Origin of the sequence: Acinetobacter sp. CIP 101934, assembly GCF_000369585.1 — a bacterium.
Classification (GTDB): domain Bacteria; phylum Pseudomonadota; class Gammaproteobacteria; order Pseudomonadales; family Moraxellaceae; genus Acinetobacter; species Acinetobacter schindleri.
Map to the genome: position 1 here is coordinate 2,152,110 of NZ_KB850094.1, position 19,697 is coordinate 2,171,806.

19 protein-coding genes are annotated in these 19,697 nt (G+C 43.8%); 8 read left to right on the forward strand and 11 right to left on the reverse strand.

Going from position 1 to position 19,697, the window contains the following annotated elements; translation table 11 throughout:
• The first annotated feature begins 17 nt into the window (after positions 1 to 17).
• Complete coding sequence (mrcB, locus tag F899_RS10565) at positions 18 to 2,411, forward strand: penicillin-binding protein 1B (protein WP_004815363.1); 2,394 nt, start codon at positions 18 to 20, stop codon at positions 2,409 to 2,411.
• A gap of 13 nt (positions 2,412 to 2,424) precedes the next feature.
• Entirely contained in the window at positions 2,425 to 2,964 is a 540-nt protein-coding gene (locus F899_RS10570) for a tetratricopeptide repeat protein (RefSeq protein ID WP_005222681.1), read from the forward strand.
• Positions 2,965 to 2,993: 29 nt separating this feature from the next.
• On the opposite strand, the gene F899_RS10575 is transcribed toward F899_RS10570, so the two are convergent.
• Complete coding sequence (locus tag F899_RS10575; protein ID WP_005222683.1) at positions 2,994 to 3,893, reverse strand: thiamine phosphate synthase; 900 nt, start codon at positions 3,891 to 3,893, stop codon at positions 2,994 to 2,996.
• A gap of 142 nt (positions 3,894 to 4,035) precedes the next feature.
• Here F899_RS10575 and hemP point away from each other — a divergent pair, with 142 nt between their 5' ends.
• The gene (gene hemP / locus F899_RS10580; protein WP_004815360.1) at positions 4,036 to 4,206 is read left to right on the forward strand and encodes a hemin uptake protein HemP; all 171 of its coding nucleotides are present in this window, start codon (positions 4,036 to 4,038) and stop codon (positions 4,204 to 4,206) included.
• A gap of 96 nt (positions 4,207 to 4,302) precedes the next feature.
• Here the strand turns inward: hemP and F899_RS10585 are convergent, their stop codons facing one another.
• The 4 genes from F899_RS10585 to F899_RS10600 form a co-directional block, all read right to left on the reverse strand.
• Entirely contained in the window at positions 4,303 to 5,613 is a 1,311-nt protein-coding gene (locus F899_RS10585; RefSeq protein ID WP_005222684.1) for a sensor histidine kinase, read from the reverse strand.
• A gap of 7 nt (positions 5,614 to 5,620) precedes the next feature.
• Complete coding sequence (locus tag F899_RS10590; RefSeq protein ID WP_004892490.1) at positions 5,621 to 6,286, reverse strand: response regulator transcription factor; 666 nt, start codon at positions 6,284 to 6,286, stop codon at positions 5,621 to 5,623.
• 119 nt (positions 6,287 to 6,405) lie between these two features.
• Positions 6,406 to 6,768, reverse strand: a complete 363-nt coding sequence (locus F899_RS10595; RefSeq protein WP_005222685.1) for a NirD/YgiW/YdeI family stress tolerance protein — start codon at positions 6,766 to 6,768, stop codon at positions 6,406 to 6,408.
• A gap of 103 nt (positions 6,769 to 6,871) precedes the next feature.
• Positions 6,872 to 8,629, reverse strand: a complete 1,758-nt coding sequence (locus tag F899_RS10600; protein WP_005222686.1) for a type IV pilus assembly ATPase TfpB — start codon at positions 8,627 to 8,629, stop codon at positions 6,872 to 6,874.
• A gap of 228 nt (positions 8,630 to 8,857) precedes the next feature.
• On the opposite strand from F899_RS10600, the gene F899_RS10605 reads away from it, so the two are divergent.
• Positions 8,858 to 10,117, forward strand: a complete 1,260-nt coding sequence (locus tag F899_RS10605) for an MgtC/SapB family protein (protein ID WP_005222687.1) — start codon at positions 8,858 to 8,860, stop codon at positions 10,115 to 10,117.
• Positions 10,118 to 10,160: 43 nt separating this feature from the next.
• On the opposite strand, the gene tsaA is transcribed toward F899_RS10605, so the two are convergent.
• Positions 10,161 to 10,868 carry a tRNA (N6-threonylcarbamoyladenosine(37)-N6)-methyltransferase TrmO gene (tsaA, locus tag F899_RS10610; protein WP_005222688.1) on the reverse strand — a complete coding sequence of 236 codons (708 nt, stop codon included), beginning with the start codon at positions 10,866 to 10,868 and terminating at the stop codon, positions 10,161 to 10,163.
• A gap of 105 nt (positions 10,869 to 10,973) precedes the next feature.
• Between tsaA and F899_RS10615 the strand changes: the two genes are divergently transcribed.
• Positions 10,974 to 11,753: a ferredoxin--NADP reductase gene (locus F899_RS10615; RefSeq protein WP_004815348.1), complete on the forward strand. Its 780-nt coding sequence runs from the start codon at positions 10,974 to 10,976 to the stop codon at positions 11,751 to 11,753.
• 62 nt (positions 11,754 to 11,815) lie between these two features.
• On the opposite strand, the gene F899_RS10620 is transcribed toward F899_RS10615, so the two are convergent.
• Positions 11,816 to 12,430 (reverse strand): cation efflux transmembrane domain-containing protein, encoded by a 615-nt coding sequence (locus F899_RS10620; RefSeq protein WP_004815345.1) that lies wholly within the window; start codon positions 12,428 to 12,430, stop codon positions 11,816 to 11,818.
• Between the two features lie 85 nt (positions 12,431 to 12,515).
• Between F899_RS10620 and F899_RS10625 the strand changes: the two genes are divergently transcribed.
• From F899_RS10625 to F899_RS10635, 3 genes are all read left to right on the forward strand, one after another.
• Positions 12,516 to 12,932, forward strand: a complete 417-nt coding sequence (locus F899_RS10625; RefSeq protein ID WP_004815344.1) for a Cd(II)/Pb(II)-responsive transcriptional regulator — start codon at positions 12,516 to 12,518, stop codon at positions 12,930 to 12,932.
• Between the two features lie 128 nt (positions 12,933 to 13,060).
• On the forward strand, positions 13,061 to 14,470 hold the full coding sequence (yegQ, locus tag F899_RS10630) for a prephenate-dependent tRNA uridine(34) hydroxylase TrhP (RefSeq protein WP_004815341.1): 1,410 nt from the start codon (positions 13,061 to 13,063) through the stop codon (positions 14,468 to 14,470).
• Positions 14,471 to 14,472: 2 nt separating this feature from the next.
• Positions 14,473 to 14,727, forward strand: a complete 255-nt coding sequence (locus F899_RS10635) for a YfhL family 4Fe-4S dicluster ferredoxin (RefSeq protein ID WP_004815339.1) — start codon at positions 14,473 to 14,475, stop codon at positions 14,725 to 14,727.
• 268 nt (positions 14,728 to 14,995) lie between these two features.
• On the opposite strand, the gene ahpF is transcribed toward F899_RS10635, so the two are convergent.
• From ahpF to F899_RS10655, 4 genes are all read right to left on the reverse strand, one after another.
• The gene (gene ahpF / locus F899_RS10640; protein ID WP_005222690.1) at positions 14,996 to 16,561 is read right to left on the reverse strand and encodes an alkyl hydroperoxide reductase subunit F; all 1,566 of its coding nucleotides are present in this window, start codon (positions 16,559 to 16,561) and stop codon (positions 14,996 to 14,998) included.
• Between the two features lie 238 nt (positions 16,562 to 16,799).
• Positions 16,800 to 17,720: a hypothetical protein gene (locus F899_RS10645; RefSeq protein ID WP_005222693.1), complete on the reverse strand. Its 921-nt coding sequence runs from the start codon at positions 17,718 to 17,720 to the stop codon at positions 16,800 to 16,802.
• A gap of 40 nt (positions 17,721 to 17,760) precedes the next feature.
• A complete protein-coding gene (locus F899_RS10650; RefSeq protein WP_005222695.1) occupies positions 17,761 to 18,888 on the reverse strand; it encodes a toxic anion resistance protein in 1,128 nt (375 codons plus the stop codon).
• Between the two features lie 16 nt (positions 18,889 to 18,904).
• Complete coding sequence (locus F899_RS10655) at positions 18,905 to 19,696, reverse strand: hypothetical protein (RefSeq protein WP_005222697.1); 792 nt, start codon at positions 19,694 to 19,696, stop codon at positions 18,905 to 18,907.
• Position 19,697: the final 1 nt, after the last annotated feature.

A 19,697-nucleotide genomic window follows, 5' to 3' on the forward strand; every position in this document is an offset into this window, starting at 1 on the left:
GACGCTTATCATCATTTATGAAGTATGAACGTGGTTTGGGGTTTATTGCCTTAATCTTTTCCGTTTTGGTCATTTCAGCTTTTGTTGCCTTTAGTATCTATCTGATTCGTCTAGATAATATTGTACGTGACAAATTTGAAGGCCAGCGCTGGGACATTCCTGCGAAAGTCTTCGCACGTCCGATGGAAATCTATGTCAATGCACCTGTCAGCCAACAGGATCTTCAGGAAGAGCTCAAACTGCTTGGATATAAGAGTGCTGAAAGCTATACCAAGTCCGGCAGTTATGTGACTTCTGGTAATACTTTATATGTACATACCCGTGGTTTTGACTTTGGTGACCGGGTTGAGCCTGAGCAGATTTTAAAAGTCAGCTTCAATGGTGAACAGATTAATGACGTAAGTGCCACCAAGCCCTCCACGTCCGGAATTGCCCGTCTGGAACCTTTATTAATTGGCGGGATTTACCCCCAACATAATGAAGACCGGGTACTGATCAAGCTGAATAAAGTACCTAAATCTTTGATTGAAGCACTGATCGCCACCGAAGACCGTAATTTCTACCACCATCATGGTGTATCTCCACGCGGGATTGCACGTGCAGTGGTCAGCAATATTACCGGCGGTAAACGTCAGGGTGGCTCGACTTTAACCCAGCAGCTGGTCAAAAACTTCTATTTAAGTCCAGAGCGTACGTTAAAACGTAAAGTCAATGAAGCCTTTATGGCGATGTTGATTGAATTGCATTATGACAAGGATGAAATCCTTGAAGCCTATTTAAATGAAGTGAATCTGGGCCAGAATGGCAATTATTCTATTAATGGTTACGGTCTGGCTTCCCAATTCTATTTTGGTCTGCCGTTGCGCGAATTAAATATTTCCCAACAGGCATTTTTAGTTGGTCTGGTACAAGGTCCTTCCCTCTACAATCCATGGCGTAACCCTGAAACGGCGAAAAGACGTCGTGATATTGTGCTGAACAATATGCTGGTTATGGGTTATCTGACCCAAGAGCAATATGAAACCGAGAAGGCACGCCCTCTCAATGTCATTACAAAACCAACCCTGGGTCCAGCACGTTTTCCTGACTTCTTGGATATTGTGCGTCGTCAGCTGCGTACCGAATATCAGGAAGGTGATATTACTAATCAGGGCCTACGCATCTTTACCACGTTGGATCCATTGGCACAGACCCGTATTCAGCAAAGCTTCAAAAATACAGTAGCGAACTTAAGCAGATCAAATCCGAAACGTTTAAAAGATTTGCAAGGTGCGGTGCTGGTCACTCATCCAGAAAATGGTGAACTGGTTGCTGCAGTTGGTTCGACCCAGGACTTTACCGGCTTTAACCGTGCCTTGGATGCCAAGCGTCAGGTGGGTTCGTTATTAAAACCTGTGATTTACCTGACCGCAATTGAATCAAACCGTTACCATTGGGGGAGCCCGATCGAAGACAGCGAGCTAAGTATTAAAACTGATGGCAAGACCTGGACACCCAAGAACTATAGTGGCCGCCCGCATGGTGTGGTTCCAATGTCTCAAGCACTGGCAAATTCCTATAACCTGTCCGCGGTACGTTTGGCGCAGGAATTCGGTATGTCAACCTTTATCAATCACCTGAAGAAATTTGGTGTGACTTCTGATATTCCGTCCTACCCTTCCATTTATCTGGGTGCGGTAGATATGTCACCTATGGAAGTGATGAGTCTGTATGGCAATTTTGCAACTGGCGGTTTTAAATATCCGGTCAAAGCCATTCGTTCCGTGGTGGATGCCAATGGTCGTCTGGTCGATCGCTATGGCCTGACGGTTCAGCCAACCATTGATCCGGCTTATGCCTATATCCTGAACAATGGTTTACAGCAGGTCATGAGCAGCGGTACCGGTCAATCTGCTTATAGTACCCTGCCACGTAATCTTGGTCTGGCTGGCAAATCAGGGACGACCAATGATACCCGTGACTCATGGTTCGCAGGCTATTCTGGTAATTACCTAGCTGTGGTCTGGTTAGGTCTGGATGACAATAAGATTACTGGTTTGACCGGATCATCTGGTGCGCTACCGGTATGGACCAGTGTCATGAAGCAGCTACGCCAGAAGCCGGTAAATCTGCATCAACCAGGTGAGGTACAATGGCAATGGGTCGATCGCGCGACAGGTCATTTGTCTGCTCAAGGCTGTGAAGGTGCCATGTATATTCCACTGACTCGTCACAGCATGCCAAATCAGGCTACTGCTTGTGGCGCATCGCATTATGCCCCTGCCCCACATACGATTGATTCAGAAGAACCTCAAGGTTCTGACGATCCAAGCGATGAAATTGGGATCTGGATTGAAGAAACTGAAACGGAAAACCAACGTGATTCTTTACAAGATACACGTATCATCTCAAGCGGTAGTTATTCACCCTAATTGAGTGAGATATATGTTTCAAAAAATCCTGATTGGTTCAATTTTAGTTGCTTTAGTCGGCTGTCAGTCCATACAGCAGGAACCATCTGCTCCAGCCAAGCCTGCACCTGAAAAACCACGGGTGCAGAAATCTGATGGTGTAGTGATTACGCCTTATGATCATCCTGAAATCAAACGTCAAAAAGTGGTCGTGCCGCAGCAGAAACCTAAACCACAGCAGTTTGATGATGGCCGTCAGTTACCTGCTTTCAAGACATTGATGCAGCAGACTCAGACAGCGTATAAAGCACAAAAGTTTGATCAGGCTGAAACCTATGTTACCCAGGCACAGCGACTGGCACCACAGTCTCCTGAAACCTATCTGTATTTAGGGATGCTGGCGAACCGCAAGAATAAACCCGCCAATGCGCAAGCGTTTGCGCAGCGCGGCCTTAGCTATGCCCAAAGTAATGCTATGAAAAAGCAGCTCTGGCAGGTAATTCTTAAAGCTGGTCAGCTGCAGAAAAATCCACAAACCATTCAAAAAGCACAGAAGGCATTGAGCGCTCTTTAAGCTATAATTACTTTTAGTAATTAACTTACTTATATCCCGCGAATGCCTGCGATCCCGTAGGCATGATGGGATTGAGCCAGATTCAAATCTTCTTTGTTGATTCCACCAAGTGCATACACAGGAATCTGAATCTGTTTGGCAATCTTCTCAAAGGTAATCCATCCCAGTGGCTCTACTTCTGTATGAGTCGCTGTTGGAAGCACAGGACTCAGAAAAATTGCTTCACAGCCCAGCTGTTCTGCCCGTTGTGTAGACGCATGATCATGACACGCCGCAATATAGCGTTTCCCTATAACCAGATCACTGGTACTTAGTTGATTCAGCTGTGCCTGTTTAAGATGTAAAGTCTGAATACTCTGTTGCTGTTGTTCATCCAGCAGCAGATATAAGTCATGATTAATAATCAATTGGGATAATTTTTCTAACGGCAGGGTTGCCAATTTCTCGGCCTGTTCTGCGTTGGCGTCAACTCGCCAATACAGCATTTGCGCTTTGTCGAGCTGATGCAGATCTGCCAGATCACTGCTGATTTTAATCATCTGTGGCCATAACAGTTTTTTTAAAATCACTGCATTGGCTTTCGGAAAATTCAGCTGCTGTAACTGCTCGCGGCTATACCACTTCCAGGGTTGCTGAATCTGGGCTAACTGTGCTTCAGCTACACTGGCATGGAATAAATGCAGATGCACAATCACATCTTCATATTCATGACGAATAAAATCGAAAGGATGCCAAAGCTCGATATTAATACCGACTTCTTCCTGGATCTCACGACGGCAGGCTTGCAGCGGTGTTTCACCTTCTTCTACTTTGCCGCCAGGGAATTCATGTTTATTTCCCTGATGCTGTTTCGCTTCCCGCCAGCCAACCAGAACCTGATTTTGGTGAAATAACAAGGCAATCGCGACATGAATATTTGCTTTGGACATACGAAGATAAACTGGCTGGAAATATTACAAATTGTAAGTGATAGCGGATTTTTTAGGAATTGAAAAATTTAGGCGTTGACAGCTCTATTCGATAATGATTATCATTTAAATCAATCCAAGCACATACCACGGAGTCGATGGAATGAACGCACCTTTTAGCCTGTTTACACGTAACAATGACGCTCATCATGCATTACCAATGCTGCATTCAAATAACCTGTTTGCTCTCGGACGCGAAATTCGCATCATGCATGCCGGTGAAGAATACCGCCTACGCTTGACCCGAAATAATCGTCTCATTCTCACTAAATAAATAAAATAACTCACACAATAATAAACGTGGTCATCAGCAGTATGAATCAGCGCGTACTGCTTTTTTTCTTATTTGGTCTGTTTCTTGATTCTAGATCTAAAAACGCAATACGACTTTTAACCCGCCCAGATCAGAAGCCATAAATTGAATGTCACCATGATGCAATTGCATGATTTTCTGGCAGATGGATAATCCCAGACCTGATCCTTGGGTTTTAGTGCCCAAAGCGCGATAAAAACGCTCACCCAGTCGCTGTAAAGTTTCCTCAGAAATTCCCTCTCCTGAATTCTCAATCACCACTTCTGTTTTATCCGCCTGATGCTGGCACTGGATCAGAATTGTACCCGCAGACGGCGTATATTTGATGGCATTGTCGATCAGGTTTCGCACGCAACTGAAAATGAGTTCGGCATTTCCTGAAATATCAGCAGGATTTAGCTCAAGTTTTAGGTCCAGCTGTTTCTCTTCTACAAACGGCGTGAGTGTTTTTAAAGCATCCTGAATAAGCTCAGGCAGATCCAACTTTTGTTGTGGCAGGTTATGATTTTGTTCAGGGTCCAGTCGAGCTAGTAACAAGAGGTTTTCCAGAACCTGAGTACCGCGACTGACATCTTTCTGAATCTGCGCCAGATCCTGAGACAATGTCTCATGAGTCTGATATTTGCGTTTTAACACCTGCAGGCGCATTTGAATCGCTGATAAGGGTGAGCGTAGTTCATGCGAAGCATCTGCAGTAAAGCGCTGTTCTGCACTCAAGGACTGCTCTACCCGAGCCAGCATCCGGTTTAACTGACTGACAATGGGTTGTAGCTCAGCAATTTGCGGTTCGGGTGATTGAACCGGACTTAGATCCTGGGCGGATTTGGAGGCAATATCCTGTGAAATCCGGTTAAGCGGCTTTAACTGTCGCTTAATCAATAGATGTAGTAATAACCATTTCACCAGCCACAATATTAGAAGGATTAAACCAAAACCCAGAATACTATTCCAGATCTGTTCAAAGCGTATGGATACTGGCTGTATGACCTGAACTTTAAGTCCATTATCTTCAGCTATCAAAGTTCGTAATAACTGTCCATCTTCAAAATAAAAATGTAGGCCTGATTGATAACGTAACTGATGTTGCAACAGATTGTTCTTTTCGGAAGTGGTTAGCTGGTCCTGATTCAGCCAAAGTCGATACTGGATCTCAAACTCTTCACTGATATCATCCACATTGTGACCTTGGGACTGAGTCACATCGCCAAGTAACAGTTCCGCAATATCTTCCATCAGTTCATCATGAATCTGCATAGACTGATAGCCAGAAATGCCCAGTAATAACAACCAGGCCAGACAACCCGCCAGAATGGAACTATACATAGCATTCTTGATCAGCTTGTGTTGCAGTGAAATCACCTGAGCCATGATTGATCTACCCTTCAGCTTTATGCATACGATAACCCAGCCCACGTATGGTCTTGATCATCTGACTTCCAATTTTCTTGCGCAGTTGATAAATAAAAACCTCGATGGCATTACTCTCAATTTCATCCCCCCAGGCATAGAGAGATTCTTCCAGCTGTTCCCGGGTCACTACATGCTCTGGCTTTTGCATCAATTTATGCAAAATCTGAAATTCTTTGGCCGTTAAGTTCACCACTTCACCTGCTTTAGTCAGAGTTTTAGCCTGTATATCCAGCTGCAGGTCTTCCCAGGTCAGCACATGGCTCAGATTTTTTTGCTGCAAGCGGATCTGGGCACGAATTCGTGCAGACAATTCTTCCAGGCTAAAAGGTTTGACCAGATAATCATTGGCACCTAAATCAAGTCCTTCTACCCGGTCATCAATACTGTCTCGAGCGGTAATAAAAATAACTGGCGTATCTTTCTGCAGTTTACGTAGCGTCGTCAGAATCTGATCTCCACTGGCTCGCGGTAAACCACGATCCAGTAACACACAGTCATACTGATGCTGTTCAAGCGCCAGAATGGCATGGTCCCCACGCTCAACCCAGTCAATTACATAGCCATCCATTTCCAGCCAGGTCTGAATGCTTTCTGCCTGTGAGGCATCATCTTCCGCCAAAAGAATACGCACGCTGAATTCTCCCTTATTTTCAACATATAATCATGAATTTTAAACAAAAAAAACCACATGCTTTTTGTAATATTGCATGTGGTTTTCTCTAGTCAGGTCATTCAGCTATCGCCAATGCCTTAATTGAAACGCACTTCATCAACATCGATTTCAACACGCTTCGCTGGTTTGTAATCGATATCTACTTCACCAATAATGGTTACTGGTGTTTTGGCAGAAATCGGTTTGCCTTGCCATAACTCATCATCAATTTCGACATTGATGCTGCCTGTGTTGTCACGGAATTGATATTTTTCGTCGCCTACTGACTTCACCACATGACCTTTGATTTGTACCTTGCTGTCATCTTTCATGGTGAGTGCTTGTTTTACCGATACAGTTTTGGCAAAAGCGCCTTGGTTTACTGTACTTTCTGCCATAGTCACAGTTGTTGCTGAGCCAATAAGTGCCACTGCTACAAATGCTTTGGTCATATTTTTCATATTCAGTACCTTTTAAGCTGTCTTGTTTCGATGAAGCTATTAAAACAGCTAAAGATGAATTGAATCTTAAGAAAACTTCATTTTCAAAAATGGGTTTTAAAAGTTAATTCAGTGGCACTACACGTAGTACTTCCTCTAGCGTGGTGACACCTTCAATGACTTTTCGTGCACCCGCAATTCTAAGTGGTTCTACACCTTCTTTTTTCGCCTGAACACGTAACTGGTTCAAGTTGGCATCTGCACCAATCAGCTGTTTGGTTACCAAACTCAGTGGCATAAATTCATAGATCCCTATACGCCCTTTATAACCCGTATGACGACATTCCTCACAACCTACTGGACGGAACACAAATTCTGGACGGGCCAATGGATAATCTGCTGCTAAATGCTGCCATTCCTGCTCATCCATAAAGCCTTCTACTTTGCAGTGTGGACACAATTTACGCACCAGACGCTGAGCCAACACACCCAGAATCGTTGCAGCAGTCAGGAATGGTTGTACACCCAGATCATGCAGACGGGTTAAACTCGACGGTGCATCATTGGTATGTAATGTGGATAAAACCAGGTGACCGGTCAATGCTGCCTGAATCGCCATATTGGCAGTATCCTGATCACGAATCTCACCGACCATGATGATATCTGGATCCTGACGCATTAATGCCCGTACACCATCGGCAAAACCCAGATCAATCCCGGTATTTACCTGCATCTGGTTAAAGCTTGGCTCTAGCATCTCGATTGGATCTTCAATGGTACAGACATTGACCTCTTCAGTCGCCAGCTGCTTTAAAGTTGAATACAGCGTAGTCGTTTTACCCGAGCCTGTAGGTCCAGTCACCAGAATGATGCCATGACTATGACTGGTCAGTGTATTCCATTCATTCAGCAAATACCCTTCAAAACCCAGTTGCTGGAAGCTGCGTACTAATACCTCCGGATCGAAAATACGCATTACCAGTTTTTCACCAAAAGCGGTGGGTAAGGTCGATAAACGCAGTTCCGTTTCCTGCCCTTTAGGCGTACGGGTTTTTAGACGGCCATCCTGTGGCTTGCGCTTTTCTGCCACATTCATCCGGCCCAGAATTTTAATACGTGAAATCACTGCAGTAAGCGTATTGGCTGGCATTTTATAAATGGTATGCAGCACGCCATCAATACGGAAACGGATTTTCCCGGTATCTTTGCGTGGTTCCATATGAATATCACTGGCACCCTGTTCAAAGGCAAACTGTAATACCCAGTCCACCAGTTTAACAATATGCTGGTCATTGGCATCTGGATTTTGCGAATCACCGAGCTGTAAAAGTGCTTCTACCCCCTTATTTTCACGGTCATAAGCCGAGGATTTTTGTGATCCACTGACAGCGCGACTAACCTGATAATACTCGACAATATATCGCTGCAACTGTTCCGGATTCAGTAGCACCCGTTCAATACGGCGCGGGCTGATATTCTGCTGTAGATTCGACACCCATTCCATTTTATAAGGCTGATCTGTAGCAATCAGAATTTTGTCTGGCTGTATTTCAACAGCGAGAATACGGTTACGGAGTGCGTACTCCTGCGACATTACTGCGGTAAGTGCCTGAACATCGGCTTTTAAAGGATCAATAATATAAAATGGCAGATTTGTTTTTTCTGACAACCACTGACATAAACGGTTTAGGGTAAGTGTACTTTGGGGATGAGAACGGTCGACCAGATTAAAATTGGCAATCCACTGTAAAGGATGCCATTTCAGCTGTTCACGCTGACGATGCGTCGTCTGTACCAGCATACGGTCTCTATCACTGATCTTACCGTCTTTAAAAAGTTGCTCCAGACACCACGCGGTATCAATTTCAAAGTCAAATTTCATTGTTATAGGTCCCTAAACTTGCCTTCACTATAACAAGTTTTTGCTATTTTTCGCATTCTCCTGCTGTGTCTTCTGGCTGTTTCTGCTAGCTAATGCCAATCTTTAGCGCTACCAATCTTTTCGCCCTAGCTTATCTCTCACATTTCTCTCTTGTTCATCCTCTAGCTTATGGCCTATATTTTAGAGATACCTTTGAAAATAATTACTTATTCATAGCTGAGGCCGGATATGGATTTTAGCGCAGTGCCCATGAATGACAGCTCCTTTCAGGAACTGCTCACTATCCTGACTTCAGCATTGGGCTGTGGCTTATTGATAGGCCTGGAACGAGAACGGCATAAACAGCGGGAGCAACAGCCAAGCTTTGCAGGCTTACGTTCTTTTGCTATCTGCGCCCTATTGGGAGCTATCTGTTTTTTATTCGGAATAATCACTGGCCTGGTGGGCGCACTAATTATTGGTGGCATGGTCATTTCCTCTATCCGAAATCAGCCGGATGATCCTGGAATTACCACCGAACTTGCTTTTGTGATGGCCTATTTTATTGGGGCAATCTGTCTATGGAATATTCCGCTGGCTGCCGGACTTGCAGTACTCATTACCGTCATTCTGATGGCCAAACATTCCATGCATAACATTGCTGGAAAATGGATTACTGAAGCTGAATTCCGGGATGGTTTACTGTTACTGGCATTGGTCTTGATTGGTTTACCTTTGACACCCGATACACCGCTATGGGGCAAGGTGCTTAATCCCTACCTGATTCTGAAACTCTTAACTTTAATTTTGGTGGTACAGGCGCTAGCGCATATTGCCAAACGTTTACTTTCTACAAAAAATGCCCTGATGCTTTCTTCGATTGCCTCTGGTTTTGTTTCCAGCACAGCCACAGTAGCCCAACTGGGCCTACAGGTCCGTAAAGGTGAGATGGATGCTCGATCCAATGCGGGTGCCGCACTCATGTCCTGTATCTCGACTTTAGTACTGCTGTTCATTGTGGTCGGAGGCGTATCTTTTAGCTGGCTTAAAATTATTATGCTTCCTTCCTTAGTGGCAATGGCCATTCTGGCTGCCTGTGCATTTCTATTGCTGCGTAAAGCCAAACCGCCAGAAAATTGTGAAAAAGAAGAAGATAGCCGGATGTTTAGCTTGAAAGAAGCGGTCATCATTGCAGTCACTTTGACACTGATTCAGGCTGCGATTTATGGGCTGGAACTCTTACTCGGCGATGCCGGCTTGCTGGCAGGTACCCTGCTGGCTTCACTATTCGAGATTCATGCAGCCATGGCCAGTGTGGTCATTCAGGGTGACCCGAGCAATACACGGCTAATTCAGGCCCTGCTCATAGGCCTTGCAGCCCATGCTTTAGCAAAATCTGTAAATTCCGGCCTGTCAGGCGGATTCAAATATGCGATGTATTTTGTACCTGTACAGATTCTACATATGGCAGTTTTGATCGGAATTTTGTGGTGGACGCTAAAACTTTAGAATGATTTGAGCAGAAAGTATAAGTACCCTAGCCCTTTAGCCATCACTCAATCTCTACAATCAGAACAGACGTTTCATTTACAATAAATTTGATATTGAAATCTGCAAAGTGCATACCATAAATTCGCTCCGGATCCTCCTGATAGGCTGGACGTGGATCAAGGGATAAAACCTCTGCCAGTTCCCGAATGACTTGTTCCGAAAGGCCTTTCGTTTGGACTAACCGCTCTCTTTCCAGCTCTGCCTGTTCCGACCAAACCACATATTTGCGTACCGGCTCCTCCTGAGCATAACCGCTTTGCGCTTCTGTCACAGTATCGGAATAATGAATATAAGGTTTAATATCGACAATTGGAGTACCATCTAAAAGATCACTGCCTGTTACATAAATACGGACTGTTTTGCCGACTTTTTTCACTTCTTTCAGTTTGACCACGGATAAACCAATCGGCGAAGGACGATACATACTACGTGTCGCGAACACCCCTATTTTCTGGTTGCCACCTAAACGTGGTGGACGTACCTGTGGACGAAACTTGCTGTTTTCCTGATTTTTATTGTCATGGAACTGCCAGAGCAGCCATAAATGGCTAAACTCCTCAATCCCCTCAAAAGCCAGCAGATCATTATAAGGCCCCTGCATTTCAATATAGGATTCCACTTCCACCAGATTAGGCTGACGTGGAATACCAAATTTTTCTTTATAGGGAGATTTCATTATACCGATTACAGGTATAGTCAGTTCAGTCATAATCACTTTTTTTGATAAGCTCAATTAAATATATTCAGTTTATCGAGAATGAATTTGGTTTAGAATAGCAACCTGTTCTAATTTGATAACTTATTGAGACCTTTAATGGCTGCTTTTAACGTCGAAAAGATTACTCACGTCCACCATTGGAATGACACATTATTCTCTTTTAAAACGACTCGTGATACTGCATTACGTTTTAAAAACGGTCAGTTTGTGATGATCGGCCTTGAGGTCAATGGCAAGCCCTTAATGCGTGCATATTCAATTGCAAGTGCAAACTATGAAGAAGAACTGGAATTCTTCTCGATTAAAGTGCCTGATGGTCCACTGACTTCTATTCTGCAAAAAGTAAAAGTTGGCGATGAAATCCTTGTTTCTAAAAAACCGACAGGTACACTGGTTCTGGATGACCTGAATCCTGGTAAGAATCTGTACTTGCTGTCTTCAGGTACTGGTCTTGCACCTTTCCTGTCGACTATTCGTGATCCTGAAACTTATGAACGTTTTGAAAAAATTATCGTGGTTCATGGTACACGTTTCATTTCAGAATTGGCTTATCAAGATCTGATTCTGAACGAAATTCCAAATCATGAGTTCTTCTCAGAATTGGGCGCTAAAGAAAAATTAGTGTATTACCCGACGGTAACTCGTGAAGAATATCCAAATCAAGGCCGTGTAACGACTGCAATTGAAACTGGTGAACTGTTTGAAAAAATCGGTCTGCCACGTTTTAACCCTGAAACTGACCGCGCAATGCTATGCGGTAGCCCAGCCTTCCTTGATGACGTTGCTGCCCTTCTTGACCAACACGGTCTGAAAGAATCTCCACGTATGGGTGTTCTAGGCGATTATGTAATTGAACGTGCGTTCGTTGAAAAATAAGATGCCTTGAATCTAAAAAACCGGGCAAAATTGCCCGGTTTTTTATTTAGTATTAATTTTTATCATGCAGTTGTACGACGTTCTTGTAATGCCTGCTTCACCACCTGATATCCTGCAGTTAGTCCCAGACTGGCCATAATCACCGCCACAATCATATCGGGCCATAGACTACCGGTTCCAAATACACCAATGGCCGCAAAAATAACTGCTACGTTGCCAATTGCATCATTTCGGCTACACAGCCACACAGACTTCATGTTTGAGTCTCCGTCACGGAAAGCATAAAGAATCACAGCCGTGATCACATTGGCCAGTAAAGCAATTGCGCCGATGATACTCATCGTGATGGCTTCAGGAGAAATACCGAGCAGATAGGCATAGATGACTTTAGCCATCACCACCAGACCAAAGGCTGCCATAGTCAGGCCTTTAATTAAGGCTACAGTGGCTCGCCAGTACAGGCTTGCGCCTAATACAGCCAGTGAAATCCCATAATTCACTGCATCCCCAAAGAAATCTAGCGAGTCGGCCCATAAAGCTGAAGAATGAGCATAGGCTCCCCCGACCAGCTCTACCAGAAACATACTGAGGTTAATCCATAAGGCAATCCATAAAGCCATTCTAAACTTGCTGTTTGGCTTGATGGGTGCCGGTTCATGACTACAGCTACAGGCCATATTCTTCTCCGATGTATTTTTATACGAAATACGATACATTGATTAGAAACTATGGAGTAACTCCAAGGTCAAGCCCGAGGTGTATATGTCTTTGTATCTAATTTCAGAAATCGCCAAAAAGTCACATTTAACTACTGACACGGTGCGTTTTTATGAGAAAAAAGGATTCATCACGCCGAATTTTCGAGCAAATAATCAATATCGTTATTTTGATGATGAAGCGCTTAAAAGACTGATTTTTATCAAGCGTTGTCGTGATCTGGATATGTCCTTAAAGGAAATCGAGACCTTAATCGAACTGGAGCAAAATCCCGAGCAGAACTGTACAGCAGTCAACAATATTATTGACCAGCATCTACAGGATATCACCAATAAAATGAAAGAATTAGCAGCTTTTAAAACTCAGCTTACCGAGCTAAGAAATAGCTGTAATACGCCGACTACGGTTGACCATTGTCAAATCCTGAAAACCCTGGAACGGTCTGAAATCGAAGATCAATAGTCTGTATATTTATTTCAGTTTTACTTATTTGATAATGTTGAAAATATCAACAAAAACCATGATTTCCGAGTGATTTACTTGGTTGAATCTTGTTTTTAAATGAATAAAATAAAAGCCGTACTTTTTATATGTCTTTCGATTTCGTCATGAGTATCATCCCTGTTACTGAACTTCTCTCACCTGCTGGCTCACTGAAAAATATGCGTTATGCTTTTGCCTATGGTGCAGATGCAGTCTATGCCGGCCAGCCGCGTTATAGCCTGCGTGTTCGTAACAATGAATTTGACCATGACAATCTGGCTATAGGCATCAAAGAAGCACATGATCTTGGCAAAAAATTCTATGTGGTGGTGAATATCCAGCCACATAACTCCAAGTTGAAAAACTTTATCCGTGACCTAGAACCTGTGGTGGCGATGCAGCCAGATGCACTGATCATGTCCGATCCGGGCCTGATCATGCTGGTGCGTGAACATTTCCCGCATATGGACATTCACCTGTCTGTCCAAGCCAATGCCGTGAACTGGGCAACGGTAAAGTTCTGGAAAAACATGGGGCTTACTCGTGTGATTCTGTCACGTGAACTATCCATTGAAGAAATTGCAGAAATCAAACAGCAAGTACCAGATATGGAGATTGAAGTCTTCGTGCATGGCGCGCTGTGCATGGCCTACTCCGGACGTTGCATGTTGTCTGGCTACATGAATAAACGTGATGCCAACCAAGGTGCCTGCACCAATGCTTGCCGCTGGGAATACAAAGTTCTGGATGCCAAAGAAGATGTGACCGGTGATGTAATACCGGTGAAAAATCTGGATTCAGGCTGCTGCTCCCAAGATATGGATGAAGCTCATAAAGTAGCTCAACATCAGTTTGACGAGCCGGTCCTACTTCAGCGTAACGATGAAGATATGTTTGCTGCCGAAGAAGATGAACATGGCACTTACTTCATGAACTCAAAAGATTTGCGTGCAGTCCAGCATGTAGAACGATTAACCAAAGTCGGTGTGCATTCGCTAAAAATCGAAGGTCGGACTAAATCCTATTTCTACTGTGCACGTACTGCACAGATTTACCGCAAAGCCATTGATGATGCTTTAGCTGGCAAGCCATTTGACCCATCACTGATGACCCAACTGGAAGGTTTGGCAAATCGAGGTTATACCGAAGGCTTCCTGCGTCGCCATGTTCATAGTGAATATCAAAACTATGAAAATGGTTCTTCCAGTTTTGATCATCAAATTTTCTGTGGTGAAGTATTAGAGCGAAATGGAGATTACATCAAGATCGATGTGAAAAACCGTTTTGTAGTCGGTGACTCACTGGAGCTGATGACGCCTAAAGGCAACATTACCTTCACCTTGACGGAAATCAAAGACCGTAAAGGCAATCTGATTGAAGATGCCAAAGGTTCGGGGCATATCGTCGAAATTCCGATTCCAGCAGATATTGATATGCAATATGCCCTGCTGATTCGCAACCTGCCGACATCGACTGCAGATATTTCCGCATCTTCACTCGCTTATCAGGCAGGCTAAGCATGGCACTCTTGATTACCGATAAATGCATCAACTGCGACATGTGTCTGCCGGAGTGTCCGAATGATGCCATTTATGAAGGTGACAAAATCTATGAAATCGATGTCAATCGCTGTACGGAATGCGTCGGTTTCTATGATCATCAAACCTGTGTATCCGTGTGTCCAATTGAGTGCATTGTGCCCCATCCGGAGCATGTGGAGACCAAAGAACAATTGATGGAGAAATTTAAGGGACTGAATCTATTCAACTCTTAATGAAATCTTAAAGATGGCATATTTTATGCTCATCTAAAGAACAACCTTGGGGAAGGCATAATAATAAATTAAAACAAAAACAGCGCAGAGGAAAGGAACAGTCAGAAGCAATTGGGGATGGTTCTGACTGATCTAAAACGAAGGAAAGCAAATATAAAAAAAGAAACTCTGGTGTTAGCGTCCGGAGTTCCTGTAAAAAGGGAATAAGAAATAGAGTCGATTGATGTTCTAGCACCTGGGTTTTGGGGAACCCAGGTGCTTTCCTTTATTACTGACCCGAACGGATGATGTAGTCAAATGCAGACAGTGATGCTTTCGCGCCTTCACCTGTGGCAATGATGATCTGCTTGTAAGGTACTGTGGTGCAGTCACCCGCAGCAAATACACCTTTTACGTTGGTTTCATTGCGCTCGTTAATCACAATCTCACCGCGGTTGCTTAACTCAACTTTGGTTTCTTTCAGGAAATCCGTATTCGGTAACAAACCGATCTGAACGAAGATCCCTGCAAGCTCAACCGTATGTTCTTCATCGGTCGCACGGTCTTTGTATTTCAGTGCAGTTACCTGTGAACCATCACCCACTACTTCTGTTGAAAGCGCATTCTTGATCACCGTGGTGTTTGGCAAGCTGTTCAACTTGTCCTGAAGTACCTGATCCGCACGAAGTTTGGTATCAAATTCCACCAGGGTGACATGCTCAACAATACCAGCAAGGTCGATTGCAGCTTCTACACCTGAGTTCCCCCCACCAATCACCGCAACACGTTTGCCTTTGAACAATGGACCATCACAGTGTGGACAGTAGGCAACACCACGGGTTTTGTATTCCTGCTCACCCGGAACATTCATCTCTCTCCAGCGTGCACCAGTCGACAGAATCACGGTTTTAGATTCAAGCTTGGCACCATTTTCTAAAGTCACTTCAACCAGACCGTTGGCAGTTTCATCTGCACCCTTGATGTCAGATACACGTTGCAGGTTCATGATGTCGACACCATATTCACGTACGTGGGCTTCCATCTCGGCAGCAAATTTTGGACCTTGGGTCTTTTGCACTGAAGTGTAGTTCTCAATGTCCATGGTATCCATGACCTGACCGCCCATACGTTCAGCCACGATCCCGGTTTTGATGCCTTTACGCGCTGCGTAGATTGCAGAGGTATTTCCCGCAGGACCACCACCAATCACAAGAACATCAAACGCTTCTTTGGCATTCAGCTTTTCCGCATCTTTGGCAGCAGAATCCGTATCCAGCTTGGCAATGATTTCTTCCAAAGTCATACGACCCTGACCGATGTGTTCATTGTCCTGGAACACCATAGGTACAGCCATGATTTTACGTTCTTCCACTTCTTCCTGGAAGAAAGCACCATCGATCATGGTTGCTGTTGTACCCGGGTTATAGATAGCAATCAGGTTGAGTGCCTGAACCACATCCGGACAGTTATGACAGCTTAAAGAGACAAACACATCAAAGTCAGACTTGATTCCTAAACCTTTGATCGATTCAAGAGCTTCATTCGATACTTTCGGTGCATAACCCGAAGTTTGCAGCAATGCCAGAATCAGCGATGTGAACTCATGACCCATTGGCAGGCCTGCGAAGAAAACACGAGGCTGTTCACCGGCTTTAGCCACACCAAAACTTGGTGCACGTTTGTTGGTACCATCAAAACGGGCAGTCACTAAATCAGACAGTGCAGCGATTTCTTCTACAAGTTCTTTGATTTTTGCAGATTTATCTGAAGCATCTAAAGTGGCTACCAGTTCGATTGGTCCTTCAAGGCGTTCTAAAAGGGTTTTTAATTGGGCTGAAGTATTTTGATCTAACATTGCTAACATCTCCAAAGGAGTAATAATTTATTCGATGAAAGAATAATAGGATAAATTTAAAAACAGGTAAAACAGTTTGTTTTTATACAAATGATCGTTTTTTTAGATTATTAAATAATTTTTATCATAATTTCAATACATTGGCATATGGCTATTTCATTAAACAACCATATTTTGTCTGCTCCCAACAAAGAGAAAGCAATAAAAAGAAAAGCTCCATGACTGGAGCTTTATTCGTTTAGTTCAAGCGTTGTTCAATCCGCAATGAACGTTTTTTAATGGCATTGGCCAATGCAAAGAAAATCAAACTCATCACTACAGATACGGCCAATATAATACTGATAACTACCTGAACAATATCGGCCAACTGATTGGCTTGTTGTACCTGGGTACTGACCGATTCAGCTGCCGGTGTCAGGGTCTTGCCGTATACCTGCTGTTGCATGGTCCACAGCTGCTCTGCCTTAAAACCATATTGATCAAACTGATTGTCGCTTTTCTCCGCCTCAATTAGTCGCAGTACATGCGGTCGGGCGGCTGATAAATCGGCTGGTTCATGCAATAAAGCGGTCTGGGCAAGCAAATAGGACTTCACCGGTGCTTTAATATCTTCCGAATCCACTAAATAATGGGCAATATCACTGTCATTGATATTGCTATCGTAATATACCGCCTTTTGATATGTATCATCATGATCACCATTCAGGTCGTGCTGCCAGTAGCTCAGTCCGCCCCAGATCAGGATAAAAGCAATCAACCAGCCCACAAATTTCATTACAAAGGACTGAAAGCGAACATAAAAATAACGGATTTTTTTCAGGAAGTGCACGACAAAGAATGCACCAATAAAAGAAGCAAACAATTTCAGAATCAGCCAGCCAAACCAGCTTAATAGACTAAAGAAATAGTCTGGGCTGTCACCAATACTGGCTAAATTGGCATCGACACTAACCGGTAGATGCAATTGCTGCACTTCGGTACTGAGTCCGAAAAACCCATAGACCAGTTCCTGATGCAGAAACAGGCCAATTAAGGATGCAATAGCGACGGTGGCCGTCGTGACACTAAGTAAGGTCAGGCGATTCTGACGCTTTTTCAGTGCAACGACACCCTGCTCAATCTCACGAGGATTTACAGCATACTCATCTAATGGTGGCAAACCTGACTCCTCTAATAAATCCGGGGACAGGTGCTCGATATTATTCCGACCTGTCCGTACTTGATTCAATGACCAGATAATTCAGATTATCCTGCAAGGCTTTTAAACGTGCTGTTGCTTCAGTACGTTTCTGCATGCCTTCTTTCTGAATCTGAATCACATCATTTACTGTATTAATAAGGGTATTTTGGACATGTTCAAGTGTTTCTATGTCAATGACTGAACGCTGGTTGGCACGAGCCGTGTCGACAGAGTTCTGATGTAGCAGGTCAGCATTGCGACGTAACAGCTCATTGGTCGCATCATCAATACTATTGGCAAGCTGGACACTATTCTTTTGTTCATGCAGGGAAATCGCCAGGCTGATCTGGTTCTTCCAAGCCGGTAAGGTAATGTTTTTAATCGCATAGAACTTGTCGACCAGCATCAGATTATTAGATTGAATAATGCGAATCATGGGCAAGGTCTGCATCGCGGATTGCTGCAATACCTGCAAATCACTGATACGTTTTTCCAGATTATTGGCCAGATGATTCAGGTCATAAATTTTCTGGGTAGTGGTCTGATCTTGTGGTAATGCTGTCAATGCAGCAATATCCTGCTGTAATTCATGTTCACGGATGCGCCCTGCAGCAATATGAATGCCCAGCTGCTTGTATTCATCCTGCACACCATCGAACATTTTATCTAAAGTCGATACACGTGCTTTCAAGCCAGATTGTGAAGTCTCAATTTCTTTAACCAGTACATCAATCTGTTCTTTGGTGGTATTAAAATGAGTATCAAAATTCTGTTTGGCACCTTTGAATTTATTAAGCAGATTACCCAAGAAACCTGAGGTTTTATTTTTGCTCAGAATACTGGAAGCATTCAGCTGCTGTGCCACCTGAACCACCTGATTCAGTTTCTGGCCTGTTGTATCCAGATCCCGGTTTTGAACCAGATTGAGCAGTTCATCAGTATAGGTCGCAGTCTTGCTGGCAATATTCTTGCCGTATTCTGCAACAGCGTTATGGCTCATTTCCTGTAATTCCTTGCGCACTGCCAGTACTTCCTGAAAATCCTCAGGCTGTAAACCCAGTTCTTTCAGGTCCATTTGCTGAAATTTCTGTTCAGCAATTTCATTGTCTTTTTTGACAGGCAGATTCACAGTATCAGGATTGGTCATAGTTCACCTTATCTTGTTATATTTTCGAGGGTTTTTCGAGCGATTTTCTTAACGTTTTAATCAGATTTTCCCGACTATTATCAAGTTTTTCCAGATCACTTGTCGAGTGTTTACTGTTGCTTTGTTTGACATGATATTGCCAGGCCGGAATCAATACCTGCTGTGCTTCCTTAAACCGGTCCAGCAGGCTAAAGGAAAGCTGTTGGGACAGTTGCATCTGGGTAATGGCAATATCATTACTGGCTTGCAGGGTTTTTAAGGTATGGATTTTCTTGGATAAACGTTCTGAGAAATTATCCAGCGGATGCTGGTTTTTCACAAACTGTGGATATTCCTGCAGAAATTCTTCTGCGGCCAGAATATGTTTAGCCATCTGTTCACGTAAACCTGTAAGCTGTTGAAATCGTGACTGGGATTTCTGGATTTCAATCTGTAGTTTACGGCTGAGATGACTGGCCTGGTCCAGCAAGCGATCCAGATTTTTATAATACTCAACCTGACTGGAGCCATAATCCAGATCAATTCCTAGCCATTTTTGCAAGCCATTAAACTTGCGCTGTTTCAGATATTTTCTGGAATTTGCCAGCGCCTGAATAATTTTTTCAATGGTCTGGCTGAGCTGTTGGGTGAGTTGCGGATCAACCCCATTTAACAGGACTGCCTGGGCTTGAATCAGCTGATCGGCATAATGATTCAACCTGTACTGATCGCTGAGCAAAGGGACAAGCTCATTACGCTTGATGCTTAAAATCTCACTCGGATCTGCTGCAACATCCTGGATCGGGATCAAAACATCTATCTGTGACATA